This is a genomic window from Basfia succiniciproducens, assembly GCF_011455875.1.
Classification (GTDB): Bacteria; Pseudomonadota; Gammaproteobacteria; order Enterobacterales; family Pasteurellaceae; genus Basfia; species Basfia succiniciproducens.
This window is the reverse complement of sequence record NZ_CP015031.1, coordinates 1,289,133-1,309,768: the sequence shown is the minus strand read 5'-3', so window position 1 is coordinate 1,309,768 and position 20,636 is coordinate 1,289,133. Positions and strand designations below refer to the sequence as shown.

Here is a 20,636-nt window from a genome sequence, read left to right as displayed (position 1 = left end):
AATAAAAAGTCTGAATATAATTTTTCAGGCTTTTTTTATTTTGTCGTTGACAAAGCGGAAAAACTTCGGTATTTCTAGCATACGTTTTTCGTTGTACAAATAAATTTACGAACCTATGAACAATAGCACAATGATTATGACCACCATTATGATTACCATTACGATGTGTAACTGGGTGGGTTAGTGCGTTCTAAATAAAAAATACATGAAACCCGCAACTTATGCGGGTTTTTTTATACAGTTTTTTGCATTCACAACATTTTTTATAGGAGACTCCTATGCGCGTACTTAAATTTGGCGGCACCTCGCTTGCCAACCCGGAAAGATTTTTGCAGGCAGCCCGGCTTATCGAAAAAGCTCATTTGGAAGAGCAGGCCGCCGCCGTTTTGTCGGCGCCCGCAAAAATTACCAATCACCTCGTCGCTCTTTCTGAAAAAGCCAGTCTTAATCAACCTACCGAAACAAATTTTAATGAAGCGTTAGACATTTTTTATAACATTATTAACGGGCTGCATGAAAAAAATAATAATTTTGATCTTAAAGGTACATCGCAGCTTATCGAAAGCGAATTCAATCAGCTTGCGGAATTATTAGAACAAATTCGCCAAACGGGCAAAGTGGAAGACGCGGTAAAAGCAACAATCGACTGTCGCGGTGAAAAATTATCTATCGCTATGATGAAAGCCTGGTTTGAAGCTTGCGGATATGAGGTAACGGTAATTAATCCGGTGGAAAAACTGTTAGCTTACGGCAATTACCTAGAGTCATCGGTCGATATTGAGGAATCGGCAAAACGTGTTGATGTGGCTTCAATTCCGAAAAATAACGTCGTACTAATGGCGGGATTTACCGCAGGAAATGAAAAAGGCGAACTTGTTCTGTTAGGACGTAACGGTTCGGATTATTCCGCCGCTTGTTTAGCGGCCTGCTTGAACGCCAGTGCTTGTGAAATCTGGACTGATGTTGACGGCGTGTTTACCTGCGATCCGCGTTTGGTACCGGATGCCCGTTTGCTGCCAAGTCTTTCTTACCGCGAAGCGATGGAATTGTCTTATTTCGGTGCAAAAGTGATTCATCCGAGAACCATCGGCCCGTTAGTTCGCAGCAATATTCCTTGTTTGATTAAAAATACGGGAAATCCGACCGCACCCGGTTCCGTTATTGACGGAAGCGCACCGCAATCAGGCGAATTACAGGTCAAAGGTATTACCAATTTAGATAATGTGGCGATGTTTAATGTGTCGGGTCCGGGTATGCAAGGCATGGTAGGCATGGCAGCGCGGGTTTTCTCAACGATGTCGAAAGCCGGTGTTTCCGTTATTTTGATTACTCAATCTTCTTCCGAATACAGTATTAGTTTCTGTGTGCCGAGTAAATTAGTCGCGAAAGCAAAAGACGCGTTAAATACGGAATTCGCTAAAGAATTATTAGACAAAGATTTAGAACCGGTTGAGGTTATCGAAGATCTTTCAATTATTTCCGTAGTCGGTGACGGTATGAAACAGGCGAAAGGTATTGCGGCGCGTTTCTTCTCCGCATTATCACAGGCGAATATCAGCATTGTCGCCATTGCCCAGGGGTCTTCCGAACGCTCGATTTCCGCCGTAGTGGCGCAAAATAAAGCTATTGAAGCGGTGAAGTCCACCCACCAGGCACTTTTCAACAATAAGAAAAGCGTCGATATGTTTCTTGTGGGGGTCGGCGGTGTCGGCGGCGAATTAATCGAACAGATTAAGCAGCAAAAAGAGTATCTGGCAAAAAAGGATATTGAAATTCGGGTTTGCGCTTTGGCAAACTCGAATAAAATGTTGTTGAATGAAAACGGTTTATCGCTGGATAACTGGAAAGAAGATCTATCCAATGCCACCCAACCGTCGGACTTTGACGTATTACTGTCATTTATTAAATTGCACCATGTGGTGAATCCGGTATTTGTGGACTGCACAACGGCAGAGTCCGTATCCGGTTTATATGCGCGCGCTTTAAGCGAGGGTTTTCATGTGGTTACCCCAAATAAAAAAGCCAATACCCGCGAAATGGCGTATTATAATTTGGTACGTGAAAATGCGCGCAAAAATCAACGTAAATTCCTGTACGATACCAATGTCGGTGCGGGCTTGCCGGTTATCGAAAATCTGCAGAATCTGCTTGCCGCCGGCGATGAAGTAGAACGTTTCAACGGAATTTTATCCGGTTCCTTATCCTTTATTTTCGGTAAACTGGAAGAAGGTCTGACATTGTCGCAGGCAACGGCGCTTGCCCGTGAAAAAGGCTTTACCGAGCCGGATCCGCGTGACGATTTATCCGGTCAGGATGTGGCGCGTAAGCTGTTAATTTTAGCCCGCGAAAGCGGTTTAGAATTAGAACTTTCCGATGTGGAAGTGGAAAGCGTATTGCCGAAAGGTTTTTCCGAAGGAAAAAGTGCGGTGGAATTTATGGAAATTTTGCCACAACTGGATGCCGAATTTGCCGCCCGTGTAGAAAAAGCGGGTGCTCAGAATAAGGTTTTACGTTATGTCGGACAAATAAATGACGGCAAATGCAAGGTGTCGATTGTGGAAGTCGATGCGGACGATCCGTTATATAAAGTCAAAAACGGTGAAAACGCACTGGCATTTTATACTCGCTACTATCAACCGATTCCGCTATTATTACGTGGTTACGGTGCAGGTAATGCGGTAACCGCCGCCGGTATTTTTGCCGATATCCTCAGAACGTTAAGAAATTAAGAGAGTAAACAATGCTAAGAATTTATGCTCCGGCATCAAGCGCGAATATCAGTGTCGGTTTTGATACTTTAGGTGCGGCAATATCCCCGATTGACGGGTCATTGCTCGGCGATGTGGTACAAATTGAAGATATCCCCGCCGGTTTTGAGTTGGAAAGTGCGGGTTATTTTGTCCGTAAATTACCGAAAGAACCGCAAAAAAATATTGTTTATCAAGCTTATGTTCTGTTTAGCGAACGCTTAAAACTACGTAACGGTCATGTCAAACCTTTGCGTTTAACTCTTGAAAAAAATATGCCGATAGGTTCGGGTTTAGGTTCCAGCGCCTGTTCTATTGTGGCGGCGTTGGTGGCATTGAATACGTTTCATAACGAGCCTTTTTCTAAAATGGAACTGCTTGAAATGATGGGCGAATTGGAAGGCCGCATTTCAGGTTCCATCCATTATGATAACGTGGCGCCTTGCTATCTCGGCGGCGTACAGCTTATGGTGCAGTCTTTGGGCAATATTTGTCAGCAACTGCCGTTTTTCGATAGTTGGTATTGGGTGCTGGCTTATCCGGGTATTGAAGTTTCCACTGCCGAAGCGCGGGCGATTTTGCCGAAAAGCTATACCCGTCAGGATGTGATTGCTCACGGACGCCATTTAGGCAGCTTTGTTCACGCTTGTCACACGCAGCAGGACGTCTTAGCCGCATTAATGATGAAAGACGTTATAGCCGAACCTTATCGCGAATCCCTGTTGCCGAATTTTGCCGAGGTAAAACAGGCTTCACGGGATTTAGGCGCCTTAGCCACCGGGATTTCGGGTTCCGGTCCGACAATTTTTTCCATCGCGCCGGATTTAGCGGTCGCTACTAAGCTTGCCAATTATTTAGAGAATCATTATCTGCAGAATAACGAAGGCTTTGTGCATATCTGTAAGGTGGATAATCAGGGTACAAGGGCTTTAGGATAACGAATAATATCAATATCCTCACTATTGATAATTGAGAAATTAAAATAAACAGGAATAATATTAAATTATGAATCTATACAACATTAAACACCCGGAAGAACAAGTAAATTTTGCCCAGGCGGTACGCCAGGGGTTGGGAAAAGATCAGGGATTATTTTTTCCTGAAGTGATTCCGGCTTTAGATAATATTGACGAATTATTAGCCTTGCCGTTAGTGGAACGCAGTCAAAAAATCTTAGGCGCTCTAATCGGAGAAGAAATTCCGGCGGAAAAACTCAATACCATGGTGAAAAACGCGTTCACTTTTCCGGCTCCGGTGGCAAAGGTAGAAGAGGGCGTTTATGCATTGGAATTATTTCATGGCCCGACTTTAGCCTTTAAAGATTTCGGCGGCCGTTTTATGGCGCAGGCGTTAGCGACAGTGCGCGGCGACGGCAAAATTACCATCTTAACCGCGACTTCGGGCGATACCGGGGCGGCGGTTGCTCATGCATTTTACGGTTTGGAAAATATTGATGTGGTGATTCTTTATCCGCAAGGTAAAATCAGCCCGTTACAGGAAAAATTATTCTGCACATTAGGCGGCAATATCCGTACCGTCGCGATTAATGCGGATTTTGACGCTTGCCAGGCGTTGGTAAAACAAGCTTTTGATGATGAGGAATTGCGTCGGGCGATCGGTTTAAATTCCGCAAACTCCATTAACATCAGCCGTTTACTGGCTCAGGTTTGCTATTATTTTGAAGCGGCGGCACAACTTTCGCCTTCAGAGCGCAGCAATCTGGTGGTTTCCGTACCAAGCGGTAACTTCGGTAATTTAACCGCCGGATTAATCGCGAAAACCTTAGGTTTGCCGATTAAGCGTTTTATCGCTTCCACCAATGCCAATGATACGGTTCCGCGTTATCTGGCAAAGGGTAAATGGGAACCTAACGCAACGGTGGCAACTTTATCTAACGCCATGGATGTCAGCCGCCCGAATAACTGGCCGCGTGTCGAAGAATTGTTTAAACGTAACGGTTGGGCTTTATCCGAGTTGCATTCGGGTGCGGTTTCCGACGCACAAACGGAAGAAACCCTACGCGATATGAATGCAAAAGGTTATCTGTGCGAACCTCATGGCGCCATTGCTTATCGCGTATTGAAACAGGACTTGCAAGCGGGCGAAACCGGTTTGTTCCTGTGCACGGCGCATCCGGCGAAGTTTAAAGAATCCGTTGAACGCATTCTTAACACCCAGTTGCCGCTTCCGCAGGCGCTTGCAAAACATGCGGAATTACCATTGCTTTCCGATGTAATGGAAAATGATTTTGCCGCATTGCGCGCTTATTTATTGAAAAAATAATAATCCGGGCTGATGAATATTGCTCATTCATAAGCCTTCATTGTTAAAGTGCGGTCGATTTTTTGAAAATTTTTTCTCATCACATAAAATTTCGAAAAATTTCACCGCACTTTTGATTTTGTCGTTATGGAAAATATTTCTGAATTAACCGGATTTCGTCATTTGAAAATGCAGGTTCAGCGCAGATTAACAAATTGTCTGACGCTTGCCGAAACGCATTTTCATCGTTCTTTTCCTATGCCGACGGTCACTTATCAGGTACGTGGAATGAAAGCGGGGGTTGCTTATTTGCAACAAAACGAAATCCGTTTAAACCGCACTTTATTGTTGGAAAATTCCGCCGAGTTTATCGGGCAGGTAGTACCTCATGAGCTTGCACATTTGCTGGTTTATCAAGTATTCGGGCGGGTAAAACCCCATGGCGTCGAATGGCAAACGGTGATGAACAACGTATTTGATTTGCCGGCAAACGTCTATCATCGGTTTGATGTTAAATCCGTGCAGGGCGAGACTTTTACTTACCAATGCCAATGCCGGACTCATCAACTTTCCGTTCGCCGCCATAACCGGATTCAGCGTGATCACGCGGTGTATTTTTGCCGGAAATGCAGGAGCTGTTTATCTTTTGTAAGCGGTTGAGATCAAGTTTATAAAATATAAACAGACCCTCGAGTTGAGTTGCAATTTTGCGGTACTTAAAATCCGATTTAAAAGTGCGGTTAAATTCGGCGGATTTTTTATAAATGAACATTTCGGCGGATAAATTGTCTTAGTTCACAGCTAAATAAGTTAAATCCGCTTTGTCGGATTATTTAGCGACCATCCTTTTCTTAGATTTATAAGGAATTTATTATGAAAAAGACATTATTAGCGATTATCGCCGCATTAGCCATGGTATCCGCTGCGCAAGCCAACGTTTACGTTGAAGGTAATGCGGGATATTCGAAAATTAAATCCGGAGAAGTCAGCGATCACCGTTTTTCGCCGAATGTCGCGCTAGGTTATGACACGGGCGATATGCGTTATGCGATAGACTATACTCATTACGGCAAATCAACCGACGGCAATTCCGAAGTAAAAGCGCACGGCTTCGGCGTATCCGCAATCTATGATATTGAAGTCGGTTCACCGGTTAAACCTTATATAGGCGCACGTTTATCGGCGAACGACATTGATGCGAAAGAAGAGAAAAGATCCGGCGGCTCGCGCATAATTAAAGAAACGGACTCTTACAAATTGGGTTACGGCGCCTTAGCCGGCGTGCAATACCAGGTAGCGAAAGACGTTTCTTTAAACGGTGGTGTTGAATATAACCGTTTGGGCAAAGCCAACGGTCACAACATCAATCAATACGGCGCTAAAGTCGGTGTCCGTTACGACTTCTAATCTTTCCTGAATCTGAAAAGTGCGGTGAAATTTTCAAAAATTTTACCGCACTTTTTTTCTATTTCCCTTCTAATGCAAAAATCCGTAAAACTGCGGTTGAAATTTGCAAAATTATTCTTATATCTAGAAAGCTATTGAAACAGGTTCATGCCTGTTTATTATAATGCTTTTGACGGGAAGACCCGTTCTACGAGGAAAATAAAATGAGCAATAAAGAAACTTGTGGATTTCAAACCGAAGTAAAACAACTTTTACAATTAATGATTCATTCTCTTTATTCCAATAAAGAGATTTTTTTGCGCGAGCTGATTTCAAACGCATCGGATGCGGCGGACAAACTCCGTTTTAAAGCGCTTTCCGCACCGGAACTTTATGAAGGCGACGGCGATTTAAAAGTGCGCATTAGCTTTGACGACAAAAAAGGCACGTTAACCGTGAGCGATAACGGTATCGGTATGACCCGGGAACAAGCCGTCGATCATTTAGGTACGATTGCAAAATCAGGCACAAAAGAATTTTTAAGCGCGCTAGGAAATGATCAGGCGAAAGACAGTCAGTTAATCGGTCAGTTCGGGGTCGGATTTTATTCCGCATTTATCGTTGCCGACAAAGTGGAAGTGCGTAGTCGTGCCGCCGGTGTCGCGGCGGATAAAGGCGTGCTTTGGGCTTCTGCCGGCGAAGGCGAATATTCCGTAGAAAATATTGAGAAAAAGGATCGCGGTACGGAAATTACCTTATTCCTGCGTGAGGATGAAAAAGAATTCTTAAACGAATGGCGTTTACGGGAAATTATCGGCAAATATTCCGATCATATCGGTTTGCCGGTGGAAATTCTGACGAAAGAATATGACGAAGAAGGTAAAGAATCCGGTGTGAAATGGGAAAAAATCAATAAGGCGCAAGCCCTTTGGACTCGTTCTAAAGCGGAAATTTCCGATGACGAATATAAAGAATTTTATAAACATATCAGCCATGATTTTGCCGATCCGTTAAGCTGGATGCACAATAAAGTGGAAGGCAATCAGGAATATACCAGTCTGCTTTATGTGCCGGGCAAAGCGCCTTGGGATTTATTCAACCGCGAACAAAAACACGGTTTAAAACTCTATGTGCAACGCGTATTCATTATGGATGACGCCGAAGTCTTTATGCCGAATTATTTACGCTTTATGCGCGGTTTGTTAGACAGCAACGATTTGCCGTTAAACGTTTCCCGCGAAATTTTACAGGATAATAAAACCACGGTGGCGTTGCGCAAAGCCTTGACCAAACGTTCGTTACAAATGCTGGAAAAATTAGCGAAAGACGAACCTGAAAAATACGCCGTATTCTGGAAAGAATTCGGCTTGGTGCTGAAAGAAGGCGTGGCGGAAGATTTCGCTAATAAAGAACAAATTGCCAAACTTTACCGTTTCGCTTCTACTCACACGGACAGCAGCGAACAAAATGTGTCCTTTGAGGACTATATTTCCCGTATGAAAGAAGGGCAAAAAGCCGTCTATTACATTACCGCAGACAGCTATGTGGCGGCGAAAAACAGCCCGCACCTGGAATTGTTCAACAAAAAAGGCATTGAAGTATTATTACTTTCCGATCGTATCGACGAATGGATGTTGAGTTATTTAACGGAATTCGACGGTAAACCGTTGCAATCCGTCACCAAAGCGGATTTGGATTTAGGGGATTTGGCGGATAAAGAGGAAGAAAATCAAAAAGAACAGGATGAAAAATTCGATTCCTTTATCCAACGGGTGAAAACTTTGCTTGGTGAGCGAGTAAAAGATGTACGCATAACCCACCGCCTAACGGATACGCCGGCGGTAGTTTCAACGGATAATGACCAAATGACTACCCAAATGGCGAAACTTTTTGCCATGAGCGGCCAACCGGTGCCGGAAGTAAAATATACCTTTGAGATTAATCCGCAGCACGAATTAGTGAAAAAAGCGGCGGAGGTGACCGATGAAACCGAATTCGGCGATTGGATTGAATTGCTGTTAAATCAAGCCATGCTTGCGGAACGCGGTTCTTTGGAAAATCCGGCGGCGTTCATTAAACTTGTGAATGCTTTATTGGCGAAATAAAATTTTAACGTATAATAAGGCCAGTTTTTACTGGCTTTATTATTTTTTATGACAACATTCATTGCGTTCGGCAATATTCAACAACATTACCCTCTTAGACAAATTCCGCCTGAGTTTTTAACGGAAGAATTAGGCCGGAAACCCACCGACAATATACGGGTAAAGCGCCGTCATCGCAGCCGATGGATTGCGCATTTTTTATTATGGGAATTATGCAAAAAAGCCCAAATTCCTACCGCACTTTTAGCGGATATTCAGCGTTCTGTCAGTGGACGTCCTTATTTTACGCCCCCTCATATTGATTTTAATATCAGCCATTCGGGCGACTGGGTAGCGGTGATTTTATCCGTTAATACGCCTCAATCTATTGTGGGGATTGATATTGAACATCCTAAAAAAATGCGAAATTACACCGCACTTTTAGCGCATTTTACCTCGCAACGGGAGCAGAATTGGTTTGCCGGTGAGGCGGATGCGGACAGCGCTTTTTATCGTTGCTGGTGCCTGCGGGAAGCAATATTGAAATCTCAGGGTGTGGGGATCGTTCAGTTAAGCGAAGTGTTTCATGATCCGCAAAACCTACGTTTAAAATCCGCTTATTGTCCCTCCGGCAGATTAATTTTTACCGATGAACTGCCTTTCTATTTTGCCTGTTTTGCGGCAAATTCACAGCTGGAACAAGCGCAATATTTCTGTTGGGAAAACAATGGATTTTCTCCGGTCAGCTTGAATAATGCCATTAAATATTCTGTCAATAAAACTTAAAAAATGAGCGTTTGTGCTAATTTTTTGTGAGCAAGTTCAAAAAAATTATAAAAAAAACCTTAAAATTTTCAATTTTGAATTATCCTTACCCATAGTTTTCGCCGGAGGTAGCGTAATGTCCGAATTACAACAGTTTAGTCAGCAAGATATTGAAGTTCTTAATGAAGAAACGCTTTACAGCGGTTTTTTTAAGATGAAAAAAGTGCAGTTTCGTCATAAATTGTTTGCCGGCGGAATGAGCGAAGTCGTAACCCGGGAACTTCTTTATAAAGGTGCGGCCTCTGTGGTGATCGCTTATGATCCGGTTCGTGACGAAGTCGTGCTGGTAGAACAGGTACGGATTGGCGCCTATGACCCGAACTTATCTTCTTCACCCTGGTTAATGGAACTGATTGCCGGAATGATAGAAGAAGGCGAAAGCCCGGAAGAAGTGGCAATGCGCGAAAGCGAAGAAGAAGCCGGCGTGACGATTGATAATCTGGAGTATGCGTTAAGTGTTTGGGATAGCCCCGGCGGAACGGTGGAACGCCTGTATTTATTTGCCGGTAGAGTGGACAGCAGTAAGGCGAAAGGATTGCACGGTTTAGCCTGCGAGCACGAAGATATTAAAGTCCATGTAGTCAGCCGGGAAACCGCATATCAATGGGTAAATCAGGGTAAAATTGATAACAGTAGTGCCGTGATAGGTATCCAATGGTTGCAACTTAACTATCGGCGGTTGCAAAAAAACTGGTGTTGATTGGCCGCAACCGGAATGTGATCTGGCGTTCAATTTTTATAAAAAAATAGCTATAAATATGATCTTGTTAACAATTTTTTATTTTGCCTGATGAAAAATTTTATGAAACGTATAAGGTAATTACAGTTTGATAATTAGAGGTTCGCTGTGATAAGTAATACATATATCTATGAAGCCGATAGCGATGTGATTCGTTTTGTACAGATAACGGACCCTCATCTGTTTAAAGGTGAGCAGGGAGAGCTATTAGGTGTGAATACGCAACAGAGTTTGACGCAGGTATTGACGGAACTGAAAGAAAATCAATTTAACTATGATTTTGTTTTAGCTACCGGCGATATCGTACAGGATAGTAGCGAAGAGGCTTATTTACGTTTCTGCAAATCCGTTCAACAATTAGATAAAATGGTTTTTTGGATCCCCGGAAATCATGATTTCCAGCCAAAAATGTTTGATATTCTGGTACAGGAGCATGGCAATTTAAGCCCTAAAAAGCACCTGTTATTGGGTGACAAATGGCAGATACTAATGCTGGACAGCCAAGTGTTCGGTGTGCCGCACGGGCAATTAGGGCAATATCAGTTGGAGTGGCTGGATTCCAAATTAAAAGATAATCCGGATCGCTATTCGTTGGTGGTGTTGCATCATCATATTCTGCCAACCCACTCCAGCTGGCTGGATCAACATAATCTGCGTAATGCCCACGAATTAGCGCAGGTTCTTGCCCAATATGATAATGTGCGGGGGATTTTGTACGGGCATATTCATCAGGCAATGGACGGCACATGGAAAGACTACCAAATTATGGCAACACCTTCCACCTGCATACAGTTTAAGCCGGATAGTAATGTTTTTGCGCTGGATACCTTGCAACCGGGCTGGCGGGAAGTGGAACTGCATTCCGACGGCTCTATCATCACAAGAGTGAACCGTATTCAAAAAGCCAGCTTTTTGCCGAATATGCAGGAAGACGGCTATTAAGGGTTTTATTGGTTAACAGGATGATTCTAAAAGTGCGGTAGAAATTTTGAAAATTTTCACCGCACTTTTTCATTAAACGGTAAATAATTTTACCAGTTCCCTTTCTAATTCTTCATTAAATTTCCCCGCCCGATAATCCGCTTTAAGTTGATCTTTTTGGTCGGGCGCCTGTTCTGCACGTTGTTTGAAAAACTCGGGGAATTCTTTTAATACCAAGCGTGTTGTATCATTTTCGATACGGAATAAACTTGGAATATTGTGGGTTTCCACCACGAGTTTTTGTTGTTCGTCGGAATCAAATCGGCTACGCTCATGGTAATTTTTGCGTGCCACGTATTTGATTTTGATATTCGGGTTCAATTCGGCAAACTTTTGCACAAAAGGTACAAACACCCGGCAATCGGGGCAGAAGGGTTCGCCCAATACTAACCATTGCTGCGGTGCGGAAATGGCGGCGATACGCCGTTCGGTAAGGGCGGATATGTGCGTATCGGCATAAACTTCTAATTGACGCCGTTTATTTTCTTCCTCATTAAAATTTAAATATTGCTGAAAGTCTGACATGATTTTTTCCTAAGAGATATAATAAAAAAACGATTAATCCTACAAGGAATCAATTTATGAAACAATATCAATATCGTATTACTCTGGAATATTTAGAAGATAATCAAGGCAACCCAAAAGATGAAAAGATTCAATTTACGGCTGCCAATCATGACGATATCTTCAAAATTATCGAACTATCCAAACAACGTGAGGGCTTTACATCCGACATGGCGGAACAGTTTACGGTCGGTTTGAAATTGATGGGCGAGGTAATGATGGCTCATCGGGATTTCCCCTTGTTTCGTGAAATTAAACCGCATTTTTTAGAAATCATGAAGTTGGTAAAAGGTAAGGGAAAAGCGGAATAGATCAGTTTGCTTAAACTGGTTAAATCTAACTCTAACAGGTAAAAATCCGTGAAAAACGGCGTTTTTAACTGGTCATAATTGCTACAAATCTGTAAAATGACCCACCGATTTTAACTTACCCGATTCGAGCGGGTAAGCTGTCCGTTTATTAACTGAATGATTGAAAAAAGATGACACAAAAATTACATATTAAAACCTGGGGCTGCCAGATGAATGAATACGATTCATCAAAAATGGCGGATTTATTGCAGAGTACGCACGGTTTGGAATTAACGGAAGAAGCGGAACAGGCGGATGTATTGCTGCTGAATACCTGCTCAATTCGCGAAAAAGCGCAGGAAAAAGTGTTCCATCAATTAGGTCGTTGGAAAGAATTAAAGAAAAAAAATCCTAATTTAGTGATTGGTGTGGGTGGTTGCGTGGCTTCGCAGGAAGGCGAACATATCCGTGAACGTGCGCCTTATGTGGATATTATTTTCGGGCCGCAAACATTGCACCGTTTACCTGAAATGATTAACCAGATTCGTGCCGGTGAAAAAGCGGTGTTGGATATCAGTTTCCCTGAAATCGAAAAATTTGACCGCTTGCCGGAGCCCAAAGCGGAAGGTCCGACAGCGTTTGTTTCCATTATGGAAGGTTGTAATAAATACTGTACTTATTGCGTTGTGCCTTATACCCGCGGTGAAGAAGTAAGCCGCCCGTTAGACGACGTGTTATTTGAAATTGCGCAACTGGCGGAACAAGGCGTACGGGAAGTGAATTTGCTCGGTCAAAACGTTAATGCTTACCGCGGCCCTACTCACGACGGCGGCATTTGCTCGTTCGCCGAGTTATTGCGTTTAGTGGCGGCGATTGACGGCATCGACCGTTTACGCTTCACTACCAGTAACCCGATTGAATTTACCGATGATATTATCGATGTATATCGCGATACGCCGGAATTGGTAAGTTTCTTACATTTACCTGTGCAAGCGGGTTCCGACCGTATTTTAACTATGATGAAACGCGGTCATACGGTGATTGAATATAAATCGATTATCCGTAAATTGCGTGCGGTTCGCCCGAATATTCAGATCAGTTCCGATTTTATCGTCGGCTTCCCGGGAGAAACCAACGAGGAATTCGAACAAACTATGAATCTGATTCAGCAAGTCAACTTCGATATGAGCTTCAGTTTTGTGTATTCGGCTCGCCCGGGCACGCCGGCGGCGGATATGCCTGATGATGTGAGCGAAGAAGAGAAAAAACAACGTTTATACATTCTTCAACAACGCATTAATAATCAAGCGGCACAATTCAGCCGCGCAATGCTTGGCACCGAACAACGCGTATTGGTGGAAGGTCCGTCGAAGAAAGACATCATGGAACTGACCGGTCGCACGGAAAATAACCGTATCGTAAACTTTGCGGGCACGCCCGATATGATCGGCAAATTCGTGGATATTAAAATCACCGATGTATTTACCAACTCGCTACGCGGCGATGTTGTCCGTACCGAAGATCAAATGGGTTTACGCGTCGTGCAATCACCGCAAGCGGTAATCAACCGCACCCGTAAAGAAGACGAACTCGGAGTAGGGCGTTTCGGCGGTTAATTTGAGTTTATTTGAATAACCGTTCAGCATAAAAGTGCGGTCAAAATTTCGAAAATTTTACCGCGCTTTCTATTCTGTCATCCCTTTATTTTCTCTTCCAAAAAATCAATCAACGCCCGTACCTTGCCGGCTTTCTGACTGTGTTGCATATAGAACAGATATAAAGCGGGATATTGTGTCCAGTGCGCATCCAGTACCGGGATAAAATTTTCGCGGTCATGCAGGGCGTTCACTACCGGTTCGAACAATTGCCCCAATGCCACACCCTGACGTACGGTATCCAATTCCACGGTAAGATTATTGGTTAAAACGGAATAAGGCATATCTATTGAAATTTCTCTGCCCTCTTGATTAAAAGTCAAAGGATAGGTGCGATTTGCCGTGACAAAACGATAACCCAGCAGTTTATGCTGGCTTAAATCTTCTAATGTTTCCGGTTTTCCGTATTTACGGAGATAACTTTCCGAGGCATATAGTCCCAACCGTACCGGATCGAGCAGCTTTTTAGCCACCACGTTCTGTTCCAGCCGATCGCCGAAACGCATTCCTACATCAAAACCTTCTTTTACAATATCTACAATGCCGTCATTGACGGAAATTTCCAGCCGAATATCGGGGTAACGTTCACAGAATTCGGCGAAATGCGGTCTGATGACCAATAAATAAGAAATAATAGAAGTGGTAATCCGAACCAGCCCCGAAGGTTTCTCCGTTAAATCCCGAACGGACTCCATAACCGAATCCAGACCTCGAAGCATATCCTTGGTGGAATCGAACAACCGCTGTCCCGCCTCCGTTAATTCCATTTTACGGGTGGTGCGGGTAAACAGAGGCAAGCCCAAATGCCGTTCAAGCAGTTTTAACGCATTGCTCACTGCCGGCGGTGCGACTTCAAGTTTGCGCGCGGCGCCGGCGATAGATCCTTCAATAACGATTTCATGAAAATAGGTAAGATACCCGTAAATTGAACTTTGCATAGTATTATTAATTTTTTGTTAATTGTGAATTATTAATTAGCAATCTTATCATATTAATTAAAATATTTATAATGCTCACCATCGAACGGCAAAGGCTGTTCGCGTAACAAACATTAATTTAAACATTTTTAAGGAAAGTATTATGAAACATTCAATGATCAAAACCGTAGCATTCGCATTTATTACCGCCGCATTCTCTATGCAAGCAATGGCGGTAAGCCCGATGGAACGTGAAATTGTACGCAATATTTCAAACCAGACTCACCAGCCGGTTAAAGCCGAAACCAACCGTTATGAAGCGTTAAAAACCGAACTTGACGCAAAATTAGCGCAGTTAAGCCAGGCTTCCGATATGACCGCATTCAATGCGCTGGCAACCGATGCTAAGGAATTGGCGCAACAAACTAAAGCGGCGGTGCTGGCTCAGACTTTTGATTTCGGCGAAGCTTCGGACAACCGCCGTGCAGAGTTGGATGCGGACTATAGCGGCTGGAAATTGAATAAACTTATCGACAGTCTGGATCAGGCGGCGACAAAAGCGGATTTAGCAGCAGCCAAAACCGAAATCCGTTCACATATCTAATTATTAACGCGGTTACTCCGCTATAATTCTAAAGTCTGTAAAGTGCGGTAAAATTTTCGAAATTTTTACCGCACTTTTCATTTCTATATTCTTAATTGCTATAAATAATACGGAATCATTCTTTTATTTCGGAAGAAAAAGTCCTTTATAATGTCACTTAATTGATTCCTTATCTTGAGTATTATTATGAATTGGCAATATATTTGGAATGCGCTTCCAAGATTTGTAGATGCCACAATTTTAACGCTGGAACTTTCATTCTGGGCGATTTTATTCTCCGTAATTATCGGGGTGATTTGCGCTGTGGTGATGAGTTACCGCGTGCGCGGTTTGCAGACAATTGTTAAGGCTTATATTGAGCTTTCCCGCAATACGCCGCTTCTTATTCAAATTTTCTTTCTTTATTTCGGCTTATCAAAAATCGGCGTTAAATTAGAGGGTTTTACTTGCGCGGTTATCGGTTTGGCGTTTCTTGGCGGCAGTTATATGGCGGAAGCCGTACGTGCCGGTATTGAATCGGTTTCTAAAGGTCAGGTGGAATCGGCATTAAGTATCGGTTTAACGCCGATGCAAACTTTCCGTTATGTGGTGTTTCCGCAGGCCTTTGCGGTAGCAACTCCCGCTATCGGCGCCAATTGTTTGTTTTTGATGAAAGAAACCTCAGTGGTCAGCGCAATCGCCATTGCCGAATTAATGTTTATGGCAAAAGAAATTATCGGTATGGATTATAAAACCAACGAAGCCCTATTCCTGCTGGTGGTGTTTTACCTCATTATTTTATTGCCGGCGTCTGTTTTTATCGGTTATCTGGAACGCCGCTTACGTCGTGCGAAATATGGAGCCTAAAAGATGGGGTTAACGCTTTTATTTGAAGGAAATAATTTACAGCGCCTGTTGGCGGGCTTGGGTATTACCGCCGAAATTGCCTTTGTTTCGGTATTTTTTGCCTGCATTTTAGGGATTGTAATGGGCGTAGTGATGACCAGCCGGAATATCTTTGTGAGAGGATTTTGCCGTTTGTATTTGGAAATCGTTCGTATTATTCCTTTATTGGCGATTTTATTTATCGTTTATTTCGGCGTGGCGAAATGGTTTAACGTTCATTTATCGGGCGTAACGGTTTGTATCCTCGTTTTTATTTTTTGGGGAACGGCGGAAATGGGCGATTTAGTGCGCGGCGCATTAACTTCAATCGAAAAACATCAGACGGAAGCCGCTTATGCTTTGGGATTAAGTAAAATTCAAACCTTTATTTATATTTTGTTGCCGCAAAGTTTAAAACGGGTAACGCCGGGAGCGATTAATTTATTTACCCGTATGATCAAAACCAGTTCCCTTGCCATGTTAATCGGCGTATTGGAAGTGATTAAAGTAGGGCAGCAGATCATCGAAACTTCATTATTCCGGGATCCTACATCGGCACTGTGGATTTACGGGGTTATTTTCGCACTTTATTTTGCGATTTGTTATCCGCTTTCCTTATTTTCTAAATATTTAGAAAAACGCTGGGAAAATTAATTAAAATATACAGCGGGTTTGTCGGCCCGAAAACGAATCGAATAAAAATGATGAGACAGAATCATGGCGTTATTAGAAATTAAAGAGTTGGTAAAAAATTACGGCGAAGTGACCGCACTTAACGGCGTTAATTTATCCGTTGAAAAAGGCGAAGTGGTGGTTATTCTCGGGCCCTCCGGCTGCGGGAAAAGTACTTTTTTGCGCTGTATTAACGGGTTGGAAGAAATCAAAAGCGGCTCTTTAAAGTTGGCTGATGTGGGCGAATTAGGTAAGGATATTTCCTGGGTGAAAGCCCGTCAACATATCGGTATGGTATTCCAAAGCTACGAATTGTTTGCTCACATGACCGTTATCGACAATATTTTGCTCGGCCCTTTGAAAGTGCAGAAACGCGCGCGTGCGGAAGTGGAAAAACAAGCGGATGCGTTATTAAAACGGGTCGGTTTATATGAGCGTAAAAATGCCTATCCGCGGGAACTTTCCGGCGGACAAAAACAGCGTATCGCCATTGTTCGTTCATTATGTATGAACCCGGATATTATGTTATTTGACGAAGTTACGGCGGCATTGGATCCGGAAATGGTACGCGAAGTGTTGGACGTGGTACTGGGGCTGGCGAAAGACGGCATGACCATGATTATCGTCACCCATGAAATGCAGTTTGCCCGTCAGGTGGCGGATCGCATTGTATTTATGGATAACGGCAATATTATTGAAGAATCCGAGCCGGAACAATTTTTTACCAGCCCGAAAACCGAGCGGGCGAAAACTTTCTTAAACATTCTTGATTATTATATTTAACACAACATAAAGGTAACAATATGAAAATTTTCAAAAAAACGACCGCACTTTTAGCGGCAGCATTACTGGCGACCGGTTTAACCGCTTGCGACAACAAAGACAGCGGAGCGGCTTCAGCCGACAATAACGCCGCTTCAGCCATCGAACGCATCAAAAAAGCGGATAAAGTCCGTATCGGTGTATTCAGCGATAAACCGCCTTTCGGTTATGTGGACAAAGACGGCAAAGTACAGGGTTTTGACGTAGAAATCGCCAAAGCGGTAACTAAAGATCTTTTAGGCGATGAAAATAAAGCGGAATTTGTGCTGGTGGAAGCGGCAAACCGTGCGGAATATCTGCTTTCCAACAAAGTGGATATTACCATGGCAAATTTTACGGTAACGCCGGAACGTAAAGAAGTGGTAAATTTCGCCAAACCCTACATGAAAGTGGCGTTAGGCGTGGTTTCGAAACAGGATGCGCCGATTACCGACGTCGCTCAGCTTGCGGATAAAACCTTATTATTAAATAAAGGCACCACGGCGGATGCTTATTTCACCAAAAATTTCCCTAAAAATAAGTCGTTGAAATTTGAGCAAAATACCGAAACTTTTCAAGCATTGTTAGACGGTCGGGGCGATGCGCTTTCACATGACAATACGCTATTATTCGCATGGGCGAAAGAAAATCCGGGTTATGTGGTTGCCATTAAAAATCTTGGCGATTTAGATTACATTGCGCCGGCAGTGAAAAAAGAAGATACGGATTTACTGCAATGGTTAGATGGCGAAATCGAGAAACTCGCTAAAGACGGAACCTTGAATAAAGCTTATCAGAAAACGCTGCAACCGATTTATGGCGATGAAATAAAAGAAGCGGACGTTTTAGTCGAATATCAATAATCTCCCGATAAATTAAAAAGTGCGGTTGCTTTCACCGCACTTTTTTATCATTATATATCCTCTGTTTATCATTATTTTATGCGGTTTGATCAAGGAAATCTTATGAATATTCAACAAATTGTTAAAGAAAAGGGATTGGGTTTACTTTTCCGGCAAGGTACTGTGGGCATTGAAAAAGAGAGCCAACGCGTACATGCCGACGGGTCGATTGTTACCAGCGAACACCCGAAAGCCTTTGGCAATCGTTCCTATCATCCTTATATTCAAACAGATTTCGCCGAAAGCCAGTTGGAATTAATTACGCCGCCGAATAAAAAAATCGAAGATACGTTACGTTGGCTGTCCGCCCTGCATGAAGTGACGTTGCGTACTATCGACGAAAACGAATATATTTTCCCAATGAGTATGCCCGCGGGATTGCCACCGGAACAGGAAATCCGGGTTGCCCAACTGGATAATGCGGCGGATGTGGCTTATCGCGAGCATTTGGTTGCCTCTTACGGCAAGGCCAAGCAAATGGTAAGCGGCATTCATTATAATTTCCAATTGGATCCAAAACTGGTTGAAACGCTGTTTAACGCACAAACGGACTATAAAAGTGCGGTCGATTTTCAGAATAATTTATATTTGAAAATGGCAAAAAATTTCCTGCGTTATCAATGGATACTGCTTTATTTATTATCAGCTACGCCAACCGTGGAGGCGAATTATTTCAAAGACGGATCACCGTTAAAACCCAATCAATATGTGCGCAGTTTGCGTTCCAGTAAATACGGCTATGTGAATGCGCCGGATATTATCGTTTCTTTTGACAGTATTGAAAAATATGTGGAAACCTTGGAACATTGGGTTAATTCCGGCAGATTAATCGCTGAAAAAGAATTTTATTCCAATGTCCGCCTGCGCGGGGCGAAAAAAGCCCGCGAATTTTTGTATACGGGGATTCAATATCTTGAATTCCGCCTGTTTGATCTGAACCCTTTTGAGGCTTACGGTATTAATTTAAAGGACGCAAAATTTATTCATCATTTTATTTTGTTAATGATTTGGCTGGATGAAACGGCGGATCAAGATGCCGTTGAGTTAGGGCGTGCCAGATTAGGCGAAGTGGCGTTTGAAGACCCTCACAGCGAAACCGCTTATCGTGATGAAGGCGAACGGATTATTAATCAATTGATTGATATGCTGAAAGCTATAGGTGCGGAACAAAGTGCGGTGGAATTCGCCGAAGAAAAATTAGCCCAGTTTTCCGACCCGGGTCAAACTCTTTGCGCCCGTTTAGTCGATGCCATTGAACAGGCCGGCGGTTATCAACAATTGGGCGCGGAAATCGCAAAACGTAATAAAGTTCAGGCTTTTGAGCGTTTTTATGCTTTATCCGCCTTTGATAACATGGAGCTTTCTACTCAGGCTTTAATGTTTGATGCCATTCAAAAAGGCTTAAATATGGAAATTCTTGATGAAAACGACCAGTTCCTGCGCCTGCAATTCGGTGATCATTTTGAATACGTGAAAAATGGCAATATGACCTCGCATGACAGTTATATTTCGCCGTTAATTATGGAAAATAAAGTTGTCACTAAAAAAGTACTGGCGAAAGCGGGGTTCAATGTGCCGCAGAGTTTGGAATTTACCAGTGTCGAGCAAGCGGTGGCAAGCTATCCGTTATTTGAAGGCAAAGCGGTTGTTATCAAGCCGAAATCCACTAACTTTGGTTTGGGAATCAGTATTTTTCAACAAGGCGTGCATGACAAGGCGGATTTCGCCAAAGCCGTTGAAATTGCGTTCCGTGAAGACAAAGAAGTGATGGTGGAAGATTATCTGGTGGGTACGGAATACCGTTTCTTCGTACTGGGTAACGAAACCCTTGCGGTATTATTGCGCGTGCCGGCGAATGTGGTGGGCGATGGTGTCCATACGGTGGCGGAACTTGTGGCGGCGAAAAATGATCATCCGTTGCGCGGTGACGGCAGCCGTACGCCTCTGAAGAAAATCGCCTTAGGTGAGATTGAACAACTTCAATTAAAAGAGCAGGGATTAACGGTAGATTCCGTGCCGGCAAAAGATCAGCTCGTACAGTTACGGGCCAATTCGAATATCAGTACCGGCGGCGATAGTATCGATATGACCGATGAAATGCACCCTAGCTATAAAGATTTAGCGGTAGGCATTACTAAGGCAATGGGGGCGGCGGTGTGCGGCGTGGATTTAATTATCCCTGATTTGAAAAAACCGGCGGAGCCGAATTTAAGCTCATGGGGCGTAATTGAAGCAAACTTTAATCCGATGATGATGATGCATATTTTTCCGTATTCCGGTAAATCAAGAAGATTGACGTTGAATGTGTTGGGGATGTTGTTTCCGGAATTAGTCTAGTTTATT

At 43.3% G+C, this 20,636-nt stretch carries 19 protein-coding genes; 17 read left to right on the top strand and 2 right to left on the bottom strand.

Annotated features, from left to right (window positions below; translation table 11 throughout):
• Positions 1-278: 278 nt before the first annotated feature.
• The 9 genes from thrA (at position 279) to cpdA (ending at position 10,985) form a co-directional block, all read left to right on the top strand.
• Positions 279-2,729 carry a bifunctional aspartate kinase/homoserine dehydrogenase I gene (gene thrA / locus A4G13_RS05850; protein ID WP_090655087.1) on the top strand — a complete coding sequence of 817 codons (2,451 nt, stop codon included), beginning with the start codon at positions 279-281 and terminating at the stop codon, positions 2,727-2,729.
• Between the two features lie 11 nt (positions 2,730-2,740).
• Complete coding sequence (gene thrB / locus A4G13_RS05845; RefSeq protein WP_090655090.1) at positions 2,741-3,685, top strand: homoserine kinase; 945 nt, start codon at positions 2,741-2,743, stop codon at positions 3,683-3,685.
• A gap of 67 nt (positions 3,686-3,752) precedes the next feature.
• Positions 3,753-5,030 (top strand): threonine synthase, encoded by a 1,278-nt coding sequence (gene thrC / locus A4G13_RS05840; RefSeq protein WP_011200869.1) that lies wholly within the window; start codon positions 3,753-3,755, stop codon positions 5,028-5,030.
• 126 nt (positions 5,031-5,156) lie between these two features.
• Positions 5,157-5,669: a SprT family zinc-dependent metalloprotease gene (locus A4G13_RS05835; protein ID WP_090655093.1), complete on the top strand. Its 513-nt coding sequence runs from the start codon at positions 5,157-5,159 to the stop codon at positions 5,667-5,669.
• A 213-nt stretch (positions 5,670-5,882) separates the two neighbouring features.
• On the top strand, positions 5,883-6,416 hold the full coding sequence (locus tag A4G13_RS05830) for an opacity family porin (protein ID WP_011200865.1): 534 nt from the start codon (positions 5,883-5,885) through the stop codon (positions 6,414-6,416).
• Positions 6,417-6,619: 203 nt separating this feature from the next.
• Complete coding sequence (htpG, locus tag A4G13_RS05825) at positions 6,620-8,500, top strand: molecular chaperone HtpG (RefSeq protein WP_090655096.1); 1,881 nt, start codon at positions 6,620-6,622, stop codon at positions 8,498-8,500.
• Positions 8,501-8,548: 48 nt separating this feature from the next.
• Complete coding sequence (locus tag A4G13_RS05820; protein WP_090655099.1) at positions 8,549-9,265, top strand: 4'-phosphopantetheinyl transferase family protein; 717 nt, start codon at positions 8,549-8,551, stop codon at positions 9,263-9,265.
• Positions 9,266-9,380: 115 nt separating this feature from the next.
• On the top strand, positions 9,381-10,004 hold the full coding sequence (nudF, locus tag A4G13_RS05815) for an ADP-ribose diphosphatase (protein ID WP_090655254.1): 624 nt from the start codon (positions 9,381-9,383) through the stop codon (positions 10,002-10,004).
• A gap of 150 nt (positions 10,005-10,154) precedes the next feature.
• Positions 10,155-10,985, top strand: coding sequence for a 3',5'-cyclic-AMP phosphodiesterase (cpdA, locus tag A4G13_RS05810; RefSeq protein ID WP_090655257.1), 831 nt, complete (start codon positions 10,155-10,157; stop codon positions 10,983-10,985).
• 72 nt (positions 10,986-11,057) lie between these two features.
• Here cpdA and A4G13_RS05805 read toward each other — a convergent pair whose 3' ends face one another.
• Positions 11,058-11,549 (bottom strand): thioredoxin family protein, encoded by a 492-nt coding sequence (locus A4G13_RS05805; RefSeq protein WP_090655102.1) that lies wholly within the window; start codon positions 11,547-11,549, stop codon positions 11,058-11,060.
• A 56-nt stretch (positions 11,550-11,605) separates the two neighbouring features.
• Between A4G13_RS05805 and A4G13_RS05800 the strand changes: the two genes are divergently transcribed.
• Both A4G13_RS05800 and miaB read left to right on the top strand, forming a co-directional pair.
• The gene (locus A4G13_RS05800; protein WP_011200859.1) at positions 11,606-11,899 is read left to right on the top strand and encodes a DUF3861 domain-containing protein; all 294 of its coding nucleotides are present in this window, start codon (positions 11,606-11,608) and stop codon (positions 11,897-11,899) included.
• Between the two features lie 170 nt (positions 11,900-12,069).
• On the top strand, positions 12,070-13,494 hold the full coding sequence (gene miaB / locus A4G13_RS05795) for a tRNA (N6-isopentenyl adenosine(37)-C2)-methylthiotransferase MiaB (RefSeq protein WP_090655106.1): 1,425 nt from the start codon (positions 12,070-12,072) through the stop codon (positions 13,492-13,494).
• 77 nt (positions 13,495-13,571) lie between these two features.
• Here the strand turns inward: miaB and A4G13_RS05790 are convergent, their stop codons facing one another.
• Positions 13,572-14,471: a LysR family transcriptional regulator gene (locus tag A4G13_RS05790; protein WP_090655109.1), complete on the bottom strand. Its 900-nt coding sequence runs from the start codon at positions 14,469-14,471 to the stop codon at positions 13,572-13,574.
• Between the two features lie 142 nt (positions 14,472-14,613).
• On the opposite strand from A4G13_RS05790, the gene A4G13_RS05785 reads away from it, so the two are divergent.
• From A4G13_RS05785 to gshAB, 6 genes are all read left to right on the top strand, one after another.
• Positions 14,614-15,054, top strand: coding sequence for a hypothetical protein (locus A4G13_RS05785; RefSeq protein ID WP_090655112.1), 441 nt, complete (start codon positions 14,614-14,616; stop codon positions 15,052-15,054).
• A 186-nt stretch (positions 15,055-15,240) separates the two neighbouring features.
• Positions 15,241-15,900, top strand: a complete 660-nt coding sequence (locus tag A4G13_RS05780) for an amino acid ABC transporter permease (RefSeq protein ID WP_090655116.1) — start codon at positions 15,241-15,243, stop codon at positions 15,898-15,900.
• A 3-nt stretch (positions 15,901-15,903) separates the two neighbouring features.
• Positions 15,904-16,572, top strand: a complete 669-nt coding sequence (locus A4G13_RS05775; protein ID WP_011200854.1) for an amino acid ABC transporter permease — start codon at positions 15,904-15,906, stop codon at positions 16,570-16,572.
• 63 nt (positions 16,573-16,635) lie between these two features.
• A complete protein-coding gene (locus A4G13_RS05770) occupies positions 16,636-17,373 on the top strand; it encodes an amino acid ABC transporter ATP-binding protein (protein WP_011200853.1) in 738 nt (245 codons plus the stop codon).
• A 20-nt stretch (positions 17,374-17,393) separates the two neighbouring features.
• Positions 17,394-18,254 carry a cysteine ABC transporter substrate-binding protein gene (locus A4G13_RS05765; protein ID WP_090655120.1) on the top strand — a complete coding sequence of 287 codons (861 nt, stop codon included), beginning with the start codon at positions 17,394-17,396 and terminating at the stop codon, positions 18,252-18,254.
• A 102-nt stretch (positions 18,255-18,356) separates the two neighbouring features.
• Entirely contained in the window at positions 18,357-20,630 is a 2,274-nt protein-coding gene (gene gshAB, locus A4G13_RS05760) for a bifunctional glutamate--cysteine ligase GshA/glutathione synthetase GshB (RefSeq protein WP_090655125.1), read from the top strand.
• Positions 20,631-20,636: the final 6 nt, after the last annotated feature.